Raw genomic sequence first — 15,330 nt, forward strand, 5'->3', positions numbered from 1 at the left:
GGAGCAAAAGAGATGCTGAAAATCCTGGCCGTTTTCGGCACGCGCCCCGAGGCCATCAAGATGGCCCCGCTAATTAAAGAGCTGGCCCGCCATCCGGAGGAGTTCGACTGCCGGGTGGCCGTGACCGCCCAGCACCGGGAAATGCTGGACCAGGTGCTGCGGCTTTTTGCCATCAGGCCCCACTACGACCTGGACATCATGCGGCCCGGCCAGACCCTCTTCCAGATCACCTGCCGGGCGCTGGAGGGCCTGGAGCGGGTCATCGGGGCGGAAAAGCCGGACCTCGTGCTCGTCCACGGCGATACCACCACCACCTTTGCCGCCGCCCTGGCCGCCTTTTACCTGCGGGTCCCCGTGGGCCACGTGGAGGCGGGCCTGCGCACCAGGAACAAGTATTCACCCTTCCCGGAGGAGATGAACCGCCACCTCACGGCGGTGGTGGCCGACCTTCACTTCGCCCCCACGGCGACGGCCAGGGAAAACCTCCTGCGCGAAGGGGTAGATCCCGGGAGCATTTACGTCACGGGGAACACGGTCATCGACGCCCTGCTGGCCACCGTGGACCCCGCTTACCGTTTTGAGGACCCCGTGCTGGCGCAAATAGACTACAAGCGCCGTCGCGTGCTTTTGGTCACCACCCACCGGCGCGAGAACCTGGGTGACCCCATGCGGGAGATATATCTGGCGCTGCGCGAGGTGGTGGGCCTCTACCCGGACGTGGAAGTGGTCTTTCCCGTGCACCGGAACCCCGCCGTGCGGCAGGTGGTGGAGGAGGTGCTGGGGGGCCTGCCCCGCGTGCACCTCATCGAGCCCCTGGAATACCAGCCCTTTGTGAACCTCATGGGCCGCTGCTACCTGGTGCTCACCGACTCGGGGGGGCTCCAGGAGGAGGCGCCGGCCCTGGGCAAGCCCGTGCTGGTGCTGCGGGACACCACCGAGCGCCCGGAAGCGGTGGAGGCGGGGACCGTGCGCCTGGTGGGCACCTCCAGGGAGGCCGTGCTTTACGAGACGCGGCGACTGCTGGACGACCCCCTCTGTTACCGGCAGATGGCCGAGGCCGTCAACCCGTACGGCGACGGGCGGGCCGCGAGACGCATCTGCCAGGCCATCCGCTACCACTTCGGCCTTGCCTCCGCGCCCCCCGAGCCCTTCGTCCCGGGCAAAATTTGCCGTAGGGAAAAAATATTGTGCCGTTGAAGGAATAAATGAATTTGTGTAGAAGAGAATACCTTGTGATGAGTGTAACGCAGCTGACAAAGTGCGAAGGCTCACAAGAAAAATAAAGCGGAGGGGCGGCGTTGGAGAAGAGGCCCAAGAGGAGCCCTATTATCGAGGCCCTGGCCGTCACCACCACCATCGGCGTCGAGCTGGCCGTCATGTCCGTCGCCGGCTTTTACGCCGGGCGCTGGCTTGACCAGCGGCTGCACACCGACCCCTGGCTGACGGCCGCCGGCGTGCTGCTGGGAGTGGCCGCGGGCATCTGGGGCGTGGTGCAGACACTAAAGAGGTTTTTCTCGTAGGGGAAGGGGGGAGGAAGGCCTTGCAGGACCGCGCTTTTCGTGAGCTGGATAACCAGCTGAAGCTCACCGCCCGCGTGGTGGCCGTGCCGGCGGCCCTGGCCTGCCTGGCCCTGGTGTTTGATGCGCGCGACCCCCTGGCCTGGGGTATGCTCCTGGGCCTGGCCGTGGGCCTCTTGAACGCCTTCTCCCTTTCCCTGCGCGTGAAGCGCCTGGCCTATCTGGACCGGCAGCGCGCGCGGGGCTATATGGCTCAGGGGCTGGTCATGCGCCTGGCGCTGGCCGCCGTGGTGGTCTTCTTTGCCGGGCGCTACCTGGAAGTAAACGTTTTCTGGCTGGGAGCGGGGATACTACTGGTCCCCGTGATCACCACCCTCAGTGCCGCCTACGGCGCTTTGTTACGCAGCCGGGAGGAGGCATATTTTTATGAGGGCAGGGGAAAGGAGGTGAAAAGCAGGTGAAGAGCTTGGAGCAGGTCCATGAGGAGCTGAACGTCTGGGGGTTCCCGCACCACCCGTGGGAATTTACCGTGGGCAACACCGTCGTCCAGCTGAACCCCAAAACGCTGGTCATGACCTGGGTGGTCATGCTGCTGCTGATCATTTTTACCCTGGCGGCCACCCGCAACATGGACCTGCGGCGCCCCACGAAGCTGCAGCTGATGCTGGAAGAGCTCTTCCTCTTTCTGCGGGGCCTGGTGTACGAAAACATCGACCCCCACAAAGGGGCCGGGCTCATGGCGCTGATTTTCTCCCTGTTTACCTTCCTCCTCTTTTCTAACCTCTGGGGCCTGGTGCCGACCATGATGTCTCCCACGGCGGACAAGAACACCACCCTTGGCCTGGCCATCATGGTCTTCATCCTCGTGCAGTTCCTGGGCATACGCTACAAGGGCCTGGGCTACTTCAAGCACTTTGTGGAGCCGTTCTTCTTCTTCCTGCCCCTGAAAATTGTCGAAGAGCTGGCCAAGCCGGTGACTCTTGCCTTCCGTCTTTACGGGAACATCTACGCCGGCGAAGTGCTGATAGCCGTGCTGCTGGGGCTCATCGGCCTCAACAGCTACGTCTTCGGCGGGTTCATACCCTCCGTGATCTGGCTGGCCTTCTCCATCTTCGTCGGCTTCATCCAGGCCTTCATTTTCACCATGCTGACCATTGCGTATATCTCCCATGCCGTACAGGAACACCATGAGCATTAAGGGAAAGGAGGGAAAGTCGGATGGACGTAGGAGCTGCTGCCGCCCTCGGTACCGCACTGGCCGTGGGGCTGGCCGCCCTGGGCGCCGGCATCGGCGACGGTCTGGTCACCGGGCGCACCGTGGAGGCTATGGCTCGCCAGCCCGAGCTGCGGGGTAACCTGATGGTCACCATGTTCATTTCCGTGGGTCTGATCGAGGCCCTGCCCATCATCGCTGTGGTGATCGCCTTCATGCTCTTCGGTAAAATCTGATCACAGCCTGCGGGCAAATTTTCACGGCGGATGATAAGGCGGCATAGCAGGTGGGGGCACCTGCTATTGCCCCTTATATCCACCGCCAAGCCGTGGGAAAGGGGGGAGCTACCGTTGGAATCCTTGGGCATTAACTATACCCTGATCGCGCAGGTTATCAACTTCATCATCCTGCTCATCTTCCTGCGCGTGGTGGTCTACCCGCGCCTGGTAAACGTCCTGGAGCAGCGCCAGAAGTACATTGCCGATAACGTGGCGGCGGCCGAAGAGGAAAGGAAGAAGGCCGAGGAGCTGAAGCAGGAATACCTGGCCGAGCTGGCCAGGGCCCGCGAGCAGGCCCAGGCCATCCTCCAGCAGGCCACAAAAGACGCGGAAGCCAAGGCCCAGGAGATCGTCGAGGCCGCCAAAGCGGAGGCCCAGCGCATTAAGGAGAGCGCCATTGAGGAAATCGCCCGCGAGCGGGAAAAAGCCGTGGCGGAGCTGCACAACCAGGTGGCCAACCTCTCCGTGCTGGTGGCCCAGAAGATCATCGGCCGCGCCCTTACCCCGGAGATCCACCACGACCTGATCAAGGAATTTATTGACGAAGCGAGGGGCCTGCCATGCTAAAAGGTACCGCCATCGTGGCCAGGCGCTACGCCGAGGCCCTCTACGATCTGGCCGCCGAGACCGGCATGGTGGACCGCATGGAAAAAGAGCTGGAGGCGGTGTGCGAGGCCGTCAGGACGTCGGCGGAGCTGAAAAAAATCCTCCACCACCCCCGCATCACCGCCGAGGAGAAAAAGGGACTCATTAAGGACCTTTTTGGCGGCAAAGTATCCCCGGTCATGGAGAACTTCCTTTACCTGCTGGTGGACAGGAAGAGGGAAACCCTTTTGGAGGAGATCCGGGAGCGCTTTGTGGATCTGGCCAACAAGGCACGGAACATCGTCAGGGCAGAAGTGACCAGCGCGGTGGAGCTAACGGCGAAAGAGAAAGAGGAACTGCAAAAGGTGCTGGGCCAGATTACCGGCAAGAACGTAAAGGTTTCCTACCAGGTAGACCCCGGCGTAATCGGCGGGGTGGTCGTGCGCATCGGCGACCGGGTGATTGACGGCAGCCTGCGCGCAAGGCTGGCCGCCATGCGGGAACACTTGAGAAAGGTCGGTTAAACGGGAGAGGGGTGAACGGGTAGTATGAATTTGCGACCGGAGGAGATCAGCTCCATCATCCGTCAGCAAATTGAAAAATATCAGCCGCAAATTGAGATGCGCGATGTGGGCACCGTCATTTACGTGGGTGACGGTATTGCCCGTGTATACGGCCTGGAAGCCTGCATGGCCATGGAGCTTTTGGAATTCCCGGCCCCGGAAGGCGGCGAGCCGACCCTGGGCATGGCCCTCAACCTGGAAGAGGACAACGTGGGTGCCGTGCTGCTGGGGCCGTACACGCATATCAAAGAGGGCGACATCGTCAAGCGCACCGGGCGCATTGCCTCCGTGCCCGTGGGCGACGCGCTGATCGGGCGCGTGGTCAACCCCCTGGGGCGCCCCCTGGACGGCAAGGGCCCCATCCAGAGCGACAAGTTCCGCCCCATTGAGCGCATTGCCCCCGGCGTCATCTACCGCCGCCCGGTGCACCAGCCCCTGCAGACGGGTATCAAGGCCATTGACGCCATGATCCCCATCGGGCGCGGCCAGCGGGAGCTCATCCTGGGCGACCGCCAGACCGGCAAGACGGCCATTGCCGTGGACACCATCATCAACCAGCGGGGCAAGGACGTCATCTGCATTTACGTGGCCATCGGCCAAAAGGCCTCCACGGTGGCCAACGTCATCCAGAAGCTGCGGGAGCACGGGGCCATGGACTACACCATTGTGGTGTCGGCTACCGCGTCCGACCCGGCGCCGCTGCTCTTTATCGCTCCCTACGCCGGCTGTGCCATGGGCGAGGAGTTCCTGGAGCAGGGCCGCCACGTGCTCATCATCTACGACGACCTCTCCAAGCAGGCCGTGGCCTACCGCGAGCTCTCCCTGCTCCTGCGCCGCCCGCCCGGCCGCGAGGCCTACCCCGGCGACGTGTTTAATCTCCACTCGCGCCTCCTGGAGCGGGCCTGCAAGCTGGACGACAAGTACGGCGGCGGTTCGCTGACGGCGCTGCCCATCATTGAAACCCAGGCCGGCGACGTCTCGGCCTACATTCCCACCAACGTCATCTCCATTACCGACGGCCAGATTTACCTGGAGCCGGACCTGTTTTATGCCGGCGTGCGCCCGGCCATCAACGTGGGCCTGTCCGTGTCCCGCGTGGGCGGCGCGGCGCAGATCAAGGCCATGAAGCAGGTGGCCGGTATGCTGCGCCTGGACCTGGCCCAGTACCGCGAGCTGGCCGCCTTTGCCCAGTTTGGCTCCGACCTGGACAAGGCCACCCAGGCGCGGCTGATCCGCGGCGAGCGCATGGTGGAGCTGCTCAAGCAGAAGCAATACGCCCCCATGGACGTGCAGGACCAGGTGATGGTCATCTACGCCGGCGTCAACGGCTACCTGGACGACATGCCCGTGGAGTGGGTGCAGCCCTTTGAGGCGGAGTTCCTGGAGTTCATGCACACCAAGTACCCCGAAGTGGGCGAGGCCATTGCCCGGACCGGGGAGCTGAGCAAGGAGACGGAAGAAAAACTAAAGCAGGCCATCGTCGAGTTCAAGCAGGGCTTTGTGGCCAAGAGGTCGCAGTAAGCCCGAAGGTGGTGAAAGGACTTGCCGAGTTTAAGGGACTTGCGGCGGCGCATTAAGAGCATCAAGAACACCCAGCAGATCACCAAAGCCATGAAGGCCGTCTCGGCGGCCAAGATGCGCCGCGCCCAGGAGCAGGTCCTGGCGGCCCGACCCTACGCCCGCCGCCTGCGGGAGGTGCTGGGGAGGGTGGCCGCCGCTGCCGGCGACGTCAAGCACCCGCTGCTGGAGGTAAGGGAGCCCCGGAAGGTGGCCTATGTGCTCATCACCGCCGACCGGGGCCTCTGCGGGGGCTTTAACGCCAACCTGATCCGCACCACCATGCAGGCCCTGCGGGAGGCCGCCGGCGCGCAGGTCTCCCTGGTCTGCGTGGGGCGCAAGGGGCGCGACTTCTTCCGCCGCCGGGGCTACAATATCGTGCAGAGCTACGTGCGCCTGGGGGAAACCATCAGAGTGGCCCAGGCCCGCGAGATAGCCGGCTTCGTCATGGAAAAGTACGCCGCCGGCGAGTTTGACGAGGTCTACCTGGTCTTCAGCGAGTTCGTGAACGTTCTCGTGCAGCGGCCCAAGATCGTCAAGCTCCTGCCGGTAGAGACGCCGGAGGAAAGCGAAAACGGCAAGAAGCCCGGGCGCGTCGAATATATCTTTGAGCCCTCCGCCGAAGACGTGCTGGCCCGGCTCCTGCCCATGTACGTGGAGAACATGGTCTTCCACGCCCTGCTGGAGTCCAAGGCCAGCGAGCACAGCGCGCGCATGACGGCCATGGACAACGCCACCAAGAACGCGGAAGAGCTGATTGCCAAGCTGACCCTCTCCATGAACAAGGCCCGCCAGACGGCCATCACGAAGGAGATCCTCGAGGTGGTCAGCGGCGCGGCTGCCCTGGAGTAGGCGAAAACCCCGTGGCGCGGAAAAGGAGGTTGGCAGGGAGCAATGAGCGAAAACATCGGACACGTGGTGCAGGTAATCGGCGTGGTGGTGGACGTGCGCTTCCCGCCGGGCCGGGTACCTGACATTTACAATGCCTTGCGTATCCCCCGGGAAGGGCAGGAGGACCTGGTGCTGGAGGTAGCCCAGCACCTGGGCAACAATGTGGTGCGCACCATTGCCATGTCCTCCACCGACGGCCTGGTGCGGGGGATGAAGGTCATCGACACCGGCAAGCCCATCACCGTGCCCGTGGGCCGGCCCGTGCTGGGGCGCCTGCTGGACGTGCTGGGCAACCCCATTGACGGTAAAGGCCCCATCGTCAGCGATAAATACTACCCCATCCACCGGCCCGCACCCCCCCTGGTGGAGCAGTCCACCAAGGCCGAGCAGCTGGAAACGGGCCTCAAGGTGATCGACCTGCTGGTGCCCTTCTTGAAGGGCGGCAAGATCGCGATGTTCGGCGGCGCCGGGGTGGGCAAGACGGTTATCGTCATGGAACTCATCAACAACATCGCCAAGCAGCACGGCGGCATCTCCGTGTTTGCCGGCGTGGGCGAGCGCACCCGCGAGGGCAACGACCTTTACCTGGAGATGACCCACGCCGGGGTGCTGGACAAGACCATCATGGTCTTCGGCCAGATGAACGAGCCGCCCGGCTGCCGCCTGCGCGTGGGCCTCACGGGCCTCTGCATGGCGGAATACTTCCGGGACGAGGAAGGCGCAGACGTGCTGCTCTTCATCGACAACATCTTCCGCTTCACCCAGGCCGGTTCCGAGGTTTCGGCGCTTTTGGGCCGCATGCCCAGCGCCGTGGGCTACCAGCCCACCCTGGCCACGGAAATGGGCCAGCTGCAGGAGCGCATCACCTCCACCGTGCGCGGCTCCATCACCTCGGTGCAGGCCGTGTACGTGCCCGCGGACGACCTCACCGACCCCGCGCCGGCCACCACCTTCGCCCACCTGGATGCCACGGTGGTGCTCTCCCGGCAGATTGCCGAGCTGGGCATCTACCCCGCCGTGGACCCGCTGGACTCCACCTCCCGCATCCTGGACCCCAACGTGGTGGGGCAGGAGCACTACGAGGTGGCCCGCGGCGTGCAAAAGGTCTTGCAGCGCTACAAGGAGCTGCAGGACATCATTGCCATCCTGGGCATGGAGGAGCTGTCCGAGGAAGACAAGCTCATCGTCGCCCGCGCCCGCAAGCTGCAGCGCTTCCTCTCCCAGCCCTTCCACGTGGCCGAGCAGTTCACCGGCCGGCCGGGCGTGTACGTGCCGCTTAAGGAAACCATCCGCGGCTTCAAGGAGATCCTGGAGGGCAAGCACGACGACCTGCCCGAGGAAGCCTTCTACATGGTGGGCACCATTGACGACGCGGTGGCCAAGGGCAAGAAGCTGCTAGAGGAAAGGATGTAGGGGCATGACGGAAAAGACCCAGCGCCTGGAGATTGTCACCCCCGAGCGAAAGGTTTACAGCGGCGACGTCCGCTTTGTGGTGGTGCCGGGCGTGGAGGGCGAGCTGGGCTTCCTGCCCCATCACGCACCCCTGGTCAGCGCCCTGGACATCGGCGTCATGAGGGTGCAGGAGGAAAACCGCACCTTTAAAGTGGCCATCAGCGGGGGCTTCGTGGAGGTGCGCAACAACCGGGTGGTCGTGCTGGCCCGCACCGCCGAGCGCGAGGACGAGATCGACCGCGAGCGGGCCCTGGCGGCCAAGGCCCGCGCCGAGGAGCGCTTAAAGGCCCGCACGCCGGACATCGACATCGTGAGGGCGGAGCTGGCCTTAAAGCGCGCCCTGGCCCGCTTGAAGGCGGTTTCGTAAGAGATAACTTTTAAAAAAGCAAAGCAGGCCGGCAGGCACGCGCCCTTGAGAGAGGCGTGCCTGCTTTTTTTTGCGCATAAAGGCGGGACGTTCCGGAAAAAATGGTAGGCAAAGGGGGTTATTGCTTGTACCGCTTTCTCCTGGGCGTCGCCTGCCTGGCCGCCTCCCTGGCCGTGGGCCTGCCCGCCGTGAGGGAGCACTTCCCGCCGGTGCAGATAGAGGCGCGGGAAGCGAAGGTCCGCCTGTACCTGCACGCCACCGGCGAGATAATCGAGCTCCCCATGGAGGAGTACCTGGTGGGGGTGGTGGCCGCCGAAATGCCCGCCTCCTTTCCCCAGGAAGCGCTGAAGGCGCAGGCGGTGGCCGCCCGCACCTACATCGTGCGCCGCATGGCGAAAAACGCCGGCGACGGCCTGCACCCGGGGGCGGACGTCTGCGACGATCCGCGCCACGGCCAGGCCTGGATCTCCCGCGAGGAAATGCGCGCCCGCTGGGGGCCCCTGGGCTACTACCAGTATTACTACCGGGTGCGCCGGGCGGTGGAGGAAACCCGCGGCATGGTCATCACCTACCGGGGCCAGCTCATCGACCCGGTCTACCACGCCTCCTGCGGCGGGCGGGGCACAGAGGACGCCGCCGCCGTCTGGGCCGCCGGTGCGCCCTACCTCATGGGGGTGCCCTGCCCGTTTTGTGCCGACCCGGAGCCCGTGCGCACGGTCTACCTCTCCCTGGAGGAGGTCAACCGGGCCCTGGGGGTGGAGCTGAAGGCCGTACCGGTGGCGGGCGGGGGAAGCCCGGATCTTTTGCAGGTGGTGGAGAGGACCCCGGCAGGCCGCCCCAGGGCCGTGCGGTTGGGGGATAAAGTGCTCCCCGCCACCGCGGTGCGCGAAAAGCTGGGCCTGCGCTCCGCCGATTTCCGCTTTGCCCTCAAAAACGGGCGCGTGGAGGTCACCACGCGGGGCTACGGCCACGCCGTGGGCATGTGCCAGTACGGCGCCAGGGGCCTGGCCGAGCACGGCTACACCTTCGACCAAATCATCAAGCACTACTACACCGGGGTGGAAATAACCAAAATGGAGTGAGTTTTGGGTAGAACGTGTAAGGAAGAAGAGGGCTAATACTATACGGGAGCTGGTTTTCTGTATGCGCTTCTGGACCAACCGCATGGTCTATTCTCTGGCCAGCACCGTGCTGGTGGTGCTCGCCCTGCTCGGCCTCTTTTTCGCGCTGCGGTTCTGGCACCGGCCCGCGGAGCGCGCGCCGGAGCCGGTGCGGCAGGTCCTGCAGGAAGCCGCGCCGGGCCCGGCGGCGGGCGCCCTTTCCCTCGCCCTGCCGCTGGAGGGAGAGGTGGTTTCGCCGTTTGGCGGGGGCTACTCCGGTGTTTTTGGCGATTTCCGCTTCAACCGGTCAGTTGAAATAAAAGGCCGCCCGGGCGCGGCGGTGCGGGCGGCGGCCTCCGGGGTGGTGGAGGAGGTGCGGCCCGGGGCGCATGTCAGGCCCGGCGGGGACGGGCCGCCGGTGCCCGCCTACTACGCCGTAGCCGTAGGGCACGAGGGAGGCTACCGCACCATTTACCGCGGGCTGGGCGAGGTGGTGGTGCGGCCCGGCAGGCACGTCCTGGGCGGCGAGGTGCTGGGCCGGCTGCCGGACGAAGGGGCGGTCCTGGAGTTTGCCCTGGAAAAGGACGGCGAGGCCCTTGACCCCGCAAAATACCTGGGCATCTCGCGGCAATTGCCTCCGCCTTAAAGCATATACATTTTAATAGGTTTCCGGCCGGGGGGTAGGGCAATGCAGGAGTACATACAGAAGAGGGTGCTGGAAATCTGCGCCTACATCCTGGAGACGAAATGCACCGTGCGCCAGGCCGCCCAGGTCTTCCAGGTGAGCAAGAGCACCGTGCACAAGGACATGACCGAGCGGCTGCCTTCCCTAAACAAGCAGCTGGCCAGGGCGGTGCGGGCCGTGCTGGAGCAGAACAAGGCCGAGAGGCACATCCGCGGCGGGGAGGCGACGCGCCGCAAGTACGGCGGCCAGAAATAAAAATTTGCGCCGGGCTGGAGGAATTTGACTGAATATGTAGAAAAGTACCTACCAGCGCAATAAGCCAGGAAAGGAGATTTTCCTTTATGCTCGGCTTCAGCAACGACCTGGGCATAGATCTGGGCACGGCCAACGTGCTGGTTTACGCCAGGGGCAAGGGCATCGTGCTCTCGGAACCCTCGGTGGTGGCCATCAACAAGGACAACCGCAAGATCATTGCCGTAGGCAGTGAAGCGCGCCGCATGCTGGGCCGCACCCCCGGCAACATCGTGGCCATTCGGCCTTTGCGCCACGGCGTCATTGCCGATTTCGACGTTACGGAAAAGATGCTCCGCTACTTTTTACAAAAGGTAGGCGCCCGCAGGGGGCTTTTCCGCCCCCGGGTGATGATCTGCATCCCCGCCGCCGTCACCAGCGTGGAGGAGCGGGCCGTGCGCCAGGCAGCCGTGCAGGCAGGCGCGCGCCAGGCCTACGTTATCGAGGAGCCGCTGGCGGCGGCCCTGGGGGCGGGGCTGGACATTTCCGAGCCTTCCGGCAAGATGGTGGTGGACATCGGCGGGGGTACCACCGACGTGGCCGTGCTCTCCCTGGGCGGCGTGGTCTGCAGCAGGTCGCTGCGCCTGGGCGGGGACAGGCTGGACGAGGACATCGTGCGCTACGTGCGCCGCACCTTTAACCTGGCCATCGGCGAGCGCAGCGCCGAGGAGATCAAAGTGGCCATCGGCAGCGCCGACCCGGCGTCGTCCCCCAACCGGGAAATGGAGGTGCGCGGGCGCGACCTGGTGACGGGGCTCCCCCGCGCGGTGACCATCAGCACCGCCCAGGTCTACGAGGCCATCCGGGAGAGCCTGGAGGCCGTGGTGGGGGCGGTGAAGGAGGTCTTAGAGCACACCCCGCCGGAGCTGGCCGCCGACATTGTGGACAAGGGCATCGTGCTTACCGGCGGCGGGGCGCTGCTGTCAGGCATCGACCGCCTGCTCAGCCGCGAGACGGGCGTGCCGGTACACGTGGCGGACGACCCCCTGACCTGCGTGGCCCGCGGTACCGGGCGGGCCCTGGCCATGCTCCACGTCCTTTCCGGCAATGCGGCGGGCAAGAAGCGGCGCCCCGGCTGGGGCAGGGCTGTTTGAGGGCGCCCCTTAAAGGGCCTATCTTTTTGAAAAATTAGGAATTTACGGGCCGGCAGGAACCCGCTGCCTTGGTGTCGAATTAGCAGGATTACCATGGACAAGCGGGAAAGAAAAAACGGCTTAGCCCGGTGGCGCCGGCCGCTGCTTTTTCTTGCCCTGGCGGCAGCGGTCCTGGTGCCTTTTCTTTTCCACCGGGCGGGAATTCCCGCGCCGCGCCCCGCGTGGCTGTCCGACCGGGCGGCCTCTGTAGTGGGAGCCGGGGCGGTGGCGGCGCCGGGTCTGGCCGTGCCGGAAGGTTTGGACGGCTCCGGGCAGGTAGTGGCCCTGGCCGACAGCGGCCTGGGGAGCGGGAAGCCGGACGACCCTCACCCCGACTTAAAAAGCGAGCCCGGCAGGAAGCCCAGGGTGCTCATGCTCCGCTCCTGGGCCGGGCGGGAGCGCGCCGACGACCCCGTAGGCCACGGCACCCACATGGCCGCCATCATCGCCGGATCGGGGGCGGCCTCAAACGGCAGGTTTGCCGGCCTGGCCCCGGGAGCCAGCCTCTACTTTCAGGGCATTTTAAACGCGGCGGGGGAAATTGCGCCTCCCCGGGACCTGGCCGCCCTCTTCCGCCCCGCCTATGAGGCGGCGGCCCGCATCCACGTCAACGGCTGGGGCACGCCCGTAAACGCCTACGGCGCCGGCGCGGCGGCCACCGACGCCTTTATGCGGGAGCACCCCGACTTCCTGGTGATCTTCGGCGCGGGCAACGCCGGACCGAAGGACTCCTCCCTCACCGCCGAGGCCAACAGCAAGAACGCCCTGGTGGTGGGGGCCAGCGAAAACCCGCGCCCCTCCCTGGGCCCGGATACCGACGACGCCGCGCAGGTGGCGTCGTTTTCCAGCCGGGGTCCGGCGGGAGACGGGCGCCTCAAGCCCGATCTGGTGGCGCCGGGCGCGGGCATCATCTCCGCCTGTTCGCCCCTGGTGGAGAGCAACTTCCCGGCCAACCCCGCCTATACGATCCTCTCCGGCACCAGCATGGCCGCGGCGGTGGCCGGCGGGGCGGCGGCCCTCCTGCGGCAGTTTTTCCAGGAAAGCGGCCATGTGAACCCCTCGGCGGCCCTTTTAAAGGCGGCACTGATTAACGGCGCCGACTCCTTAGAGGAAAGGGGCGCCGGCTTTGGCCGGCTGAACCTGGCCGCCACCGTGCTGGCCTTAAAAGAGCGCGCCTTCCTGTTTGCCGACGAAACCGGCTACCTCCAGCCCGGGGAAAGCCGCACCTATTACTTTAACGTGGAGGACCCCTCGCGGCCCCTTAAAGTCACCCTGGCCTGGACCGACCCCCCGGCGGCGCCGGGGGCGGCACCCGCCCTGGTCAACGACCTGGACCTGGTGGTTACCGGGCCCGACGGCAGGGTGTACCTGGGCAACGATAAGGGGGAGGGAAAGAAGGACGGCACGAACAACGTGGAGCAGGTGGTCATACCCGGCCCCCAAAAGGGCAGGTATGCGGTGGTGGTGCGGGCCGCTTCCCTGCAGAAAGGCCCCGGGCCGGGACTGCCGCCCGGCCAGGACTTCGCCCTGGTGTACGGGCAGCCGCTGCGCGAGGAAGTGGTGGTGGGCGTGAGCGGGGCGGAGCAGGCGGTCTACCTGGCCGACGGTGAGAAGGCGGTTTTGTCGCCGGAGGGCAGGGTGGCCCTGGGCAAAAAGTCTTACCCCCTGACGGCGGACCGCCTGCTCCCCGGCGCAAGGGCCTACCTGGCCGGGAACAGGGTTCTTTACGTGGCGGAAGAGGTGGCGGAGGCCGAAGCGGCGGAAGTGTTGAGCCTCCCCGGCGGCAAGCTCCTGCGCCCTCTTGGCGCCCAGGAGCGCGAGGGCGGTTTTCTCTTGGCCAAGGATGCCGGGAGCCCTCTCTGGGCCAACGGGCGCGAAGTGTCCGCCGAAGGCTTCCCGCGGGGAGCGCCGGTGCGCCTCTCTTACGACCCGCGTACCCTGGAGGCCTACCGGGTGTGGGCTTCGTTTGCCGAGGAGGAAGGCATTGTGGCCGCCGTGGACGCGGCCAGGAGGGAGATCCGCCTTTTCGGGCAGGCCAAAACCTACCGCCTCTCGCCGGGCGCCGCCTTCATCTTCCACGACCGGCTGGCGGCCTCCGCCCCGGAGGACCTTCCCTACGGCTACCCGGTGGCCGGGGAGCTTGACGACCTCGTGCCGGGCATGAAGGTGCGCCTGGTGCTGGCGCCGGGAAGGAACGAGGTCACCTGCGTGGAGGCCGGGCGCACGCTGGCCGTGGGAGCTTTGGAGTCCCTGGATGCCCGCAGGGAAACCGTCACCCTGCGCGGTGCGGGCACCTTTCGCCTCATGCCCGGGCTGCAGGTCACCCTGGACGGGCACGCGGCGGCCCTTGAGGACCTGGCCCCGGGGGATCTGGTTTCGCTCCTCCTGGCCGGGGATCAGGCCATTGCCGTTACCGCCCACCGCGCGGTGGTCTACGGCCAGGTGGTTTTCGGCGGCGAGAGGGGCGGCCTGCTGGTGGCGGACTCCCTCGGGCGCGTGCGGGAGCTGGTGCTGGCGCCAGGTGCGGCCGTTTTCCGCTGGGGCCGCCCCGCGGAGCCCTCTTCCCTGGGGAGCGGCCGGTGGGTGCGGGCGGCCCTGAACGAAAAGGGAGAGGTGTTGCGGGTGGACGTGGCCGAGGTGGCCCTGGAGGGGCGGGGAGAGATCCGGAGCGTGGGCGTGGAGGCGGCGCAGGGCAGCGTGAAGCTGGGCGGCGTGGAAGCGCTCCTTTCATCCCGCACGCTAATTACTAAGAACGGTTACCCGGTGCGTCCGGAGGACCTCCTTCCCGGGGAGGAGGCCGCCTACACCCTGCTTTTTGCCCCCGGCGCCAAGACACCGGTGGCGGCAAAGCTGGAGGCCAGGGCGCGGCCCGGCGTACCCGCGCCGTTCCTGCGCGCGCGCTCCCTCCCCGCGGCGGGCGGCTTTACCGTGGAGGGCGAAACTTCCGCCGACCGCCTTTACATCTACCCGCCCGGGGGCGGCCGCATAGTAGTGCTGCCCGGTGCCGGGGGATTCTTCCGGGCGTACGTGTCCGGCCCCGCCGGGGACGCCCTTTTGGTGGCGGTAGACGAGTCGGACGGGGGTACGACGGGCATGTACCTCACCTTGGGGTCGGTGCAGTTTGGCGATGTTACCGGGCACTGGGCCTCCCGGGAGATCGGCGCCTTGGTTCAGGAGGGCCTGCTGGCCGGCTACCCGGACGGCAACTTTTACCCGGACCGCCCGGTGACGCGCGCGGAGTTTGCGGTGCTCCTGGTGCGGGTGCTGGGCTGGGAAGGGGCGCCTTCTCCCATGCAGGGCGCACCGGGGGCCCCGCTGCCCGGGGATCTCCCCGCCTGGGCGAAGGAAACCCTACGCGTGGCCTTTGATCGCGGCCTGGTTTGCGGCTATCCGGACGGCACGTTTGCCCCGGACCGGCCGGTGAGCCGCGCGGAGGCCGCCTGCATGTTGGACCGGGCGCTGGCCGCGACGGCTGCGGCGGCAGGCGCGTCGGCAGCCCCTGCCTGGCGCGATGCCGGTGACGTGCCGGCCTGGGCAAGGGAGGCGGTGCGGCGGGTGGCGGCGGCGGGCCTGCTGGCCGGCTACCCGGACGGCAGGCTGGCGCCGCAGGAGCCCCTCACCCGCGCCCAGGCGGCGGTGCTGGCCTGGCGGCTTGCCCGGTACAGGTAGCGTGCTATAATAGCCTTGGGAGCCTTGCG

At 66.3% G+C, this 15,330-nt stretch carries 16 protein-coding genes; all 16 read left to right on the plus strand.

Going from position 1 to position 15,330, the window contains the following annotated elements; all coding sequences use genetic code 11:
- The first annotated feature begins 12 nt into the window (after positions 1-12).
- Positions 13-1,197, plus strand: a complete 1,185-nt coding sequence (gene wecB, locus G454_RS0104340; RefSeq protein ID WP_027717614.1) for a non-hydrolyzing UDP-N-acetylglucosamine 2-epimerase — start codon at positions 13-15, stop codon at positions 1,195-1,197.
- Between the two features lie 101 nt (positions 1,198-1,298).
- Positions 1,299-1,520, plus strand: a complete 222-nt coding sequence (locus tag G454_RS0104345; protein WP_027717615.1) for an AtpZ/AtpI family protein — start codon at positions 1,299-1,301, stop codon at positions 1,518-1,520.
- Positions 1,521-1,540: 20 nt separating this feature from the next.
- Positions 1,541-1,978, plus strand: a complete 438-nt coding sequence (locus G454_RS0104350; protein ID WP_027717616.1) for an ATP synthase subunit I — start codon at positions 1,541-1,543, stop codon at positions 1,976-1,978.
- Positions 1,975-2,715: a F0F1 ATP synthase subunit A gene (gene atpB, locus G454_RS0104355; RefSeq protein WP_027717617.1), complete on the plus strand. Its 741-nt coding sequence runs from the start codon at positions 1,975-1,977 to the stop codon at positions 2,713-2,715. The genes G454_RS0104350 and atpB overlap by 4 nt, the downstream gene beginning before the upstream one ends.
- A gap of 20 nt (positions 2,716-2,735) precedes the next feature.
- Complete coding sequence (gene atpE / locus G454_RS0104360; RefSeq protein WP_027717618.1) at positions 2,736-2,966, plus strand: F0F1 ATP synthase subunit C; 231 nt, start codon at positions 2,736-2,738, stop codon at positions 2,964-2,966.
- A 114-nt stretch (positions 2,967-3,080) separates the two neighbouring features.
- Entirely contained in the window at positions 3,081-3,575 is a 495-nt protein-coding gene (gene atpF, locus G454_RS0104365; protein ID WP_027717619.1) for a F0F1 ATP synthase subunit B, read from the plus strand.
- On the plus strand, positions 3,569-4,117 hold the full coding sequence (locus G454_RS0104370) for a F0F1 ATP synthase subunit delta (protein WP_027717620.1): 549 nt from the start codon (positions 3,569-3,571) through the stop codon (positions 4,115-4,117). Before atpF ends, G454_RS0104370 begins: the two co-directional genes overlap by 7 nt.
- A gap of 24 nt (positions 4,118-4,141) precedes the next feature.
- Positions 4,142-5,677, plus strand: coding sequence for a F0F1 ATP synthase subunit alpha (gene atpA / locus G454_RS0104375; protein ID WP_027717621.1), 1,536 nt, complete (start codon positions 4,142-4,144; stop codon positions 5,675-5,677).
- Between the two features lie 21 nt (positions 5,678-5,698).
- Positions 5,699-6,565 (plus strand): ATP synthase F1 subunit gamma, encoded by an 867-nt coding sequence (atpG, locus tag G454_RS0104380; protein WP_027717622.1) that lies wholly within the window; start codon positions 5,699-5,701, stop codon positions 6,563-6,565.
- A 42-nt stretch (positions 6,566-6,607) separates the two neighbouring features.
- Positions 6,608-8,017, plus strand: a complete 1,410-nt coding sequence (atpD, locus tag G454_RS0104385) for a F0F1 ATP synthase subunit beta (RefSeq protein ID WP_027717623.1) — start codon at positions 6,608-6,610, stop codon at positions 8,015-8,017.
- Positions 8,018-8,021: 4 nt separating this feature from the next.
- Entirely contained in the window at positions 8,022-8,423 is a 402-nt protein-coding gene (locus G454_RS0104390) for a F0F1 ATP synthase subunit epsilon (RefSeq protein ID WP_027717624.1), read from the plus strand.
- Between the two features lie 125 nt (positions 8,424-8,548).
- Positions 8,549-9,505, plus strand: coding sequence for a stage II sporulation protein D (gene spoIID, locus G454_RS0104395; protein WP_027717625.1), 957 nt, complete (start codon positions 8,549-8,551; stop codon positions 9,503-9,505).
- A 61-nt stretch (positions 9,506-9,566) separates the two neighbouring features.
- A complete protein-coding gene (locus G454_RS0104400; RefSeq protein WP_027717626.1) occupies positions 9,567-10,169 on the plus strand; it encodes a murein hydrolase activator EnvC family protein in 603 nt (200 codons plus the stop codon).
- 42 nt (positions 10,170-10,211) lie between these two features.
- The gene (spoIIID, locus tag G454_RS0104405) at positions 10,212-10,463 is read left to right on the plus strand and encodes a sporulation transcriptional regulator SpoIIID (protein ID WP_027717627.1); all 252 of its coding nucleotides are present in this window, start codon (positions 10,212-10,214) and stop codon (positions 10,461-10,463) included.
- An 86-nt stretch (positions 10,464-10,549) separates the two neighbouring features.
- Entirely contained in the window at positions 10,550-11,593 is a 1,044-nt protein-coding gene (gene mreB, locus G454_RS0104410) for a rod shape-determining protein (RefSeq protein ID WP_027717628.1), read from the plus strand.
- A 93-nt stretch (positions 11,594-11,686) separates the two neighbouring features.
- Positions 11,687-15,301 carry an S-layer homology domain-containing protein gene (locus G454_RS20270; protein ID WP_051275875.1) on the plus strand — a complete coding sequence of 1,205 codons (3,615 nt, stop codon included), beginning with the start codon at positions 11,687-11,689 and terminating at the stop codon, positions 15,299-15,301.
- The last annotated feature ends 29 nt before the right edge of the window (positions 15,302-15,330 follow it).

It is taken from the genome of Desulfovirgula thermocuniculi DSM 16036 (genome assembly GCF_000429345.1).
Lineage (GTDB): Bacteria > Bacillota > Desulfotomaculia > Desulfotomaculales > Desulfovirgulaceae > Desulfovirgula > Desulfovirgula thermocuniculi.

Coding starts and splice junctions, on each gene's coding strand:
- G454_RS0104390 (WP_027717624.1), top strand. CDS start 8,022: ATGACGGAAAAGACCCAGCGCCTGGAGATTGTCACCCCCGAGCGAAAG.
- G454_RS0104370 (WP_027717620.1), top strand. CDS start 3,569: ATGCTAAAAGGTACCGCCATCGTGGCCAGGCGCTACGCCGAGGCCCTC.
- atpA (WP_027717621.1), top strand. CDS start 4,142: ATGAATTTGCGACCGGAGGAGATCAGCTCCATCATCCGTCAGCAAATT.
- atpD (WP_027717623.1), top strand. CDS start 6,608: ATGAGCGAAAACATCGGACACGTGGTGCAGGTAATCGGCGTGGTGGTG.
- wecB (WP_027717614.1), top strand. CDS start 13: ATGCTGAAAATCCTGGCCGTTTTCGGCACGCGCCCCGAGGCCATCAAG.
- G454_RS0104400 (WP_027717626.1), top strand. CDS start 9,567: ATGCGCTTCTGGACCAACCGCATGGTCTATTCTCTGGCCAGCACCGTG.
- mreB (WP_027717628.1), top strand. CDS start 10,550: ATGCTCGGCTTCAGCAACGACCTGGGCATAGATCTGGGCACGGCCAAC.
- spoIIID (WP_027717627.1), top strand. CDS start 10,212: ATGCAGGAGTACATACAGAAGAGGGTGCTGGAAATCTGCGCCTACATC.
- atpE (WP_027717618.1), top strand. CDS start 2,736: ATGGACGTAGGAGCTGCTGCCGCCCTCGGTACCGCACTGGCCGTGGGG.
- G454_RS20270 (WP_051275875.1), top strand. CDS start 11,687: ATGGACAAGCGGGAAAGAAAAAACGGCTTAGCCCGGTGGCGCCGGCCG.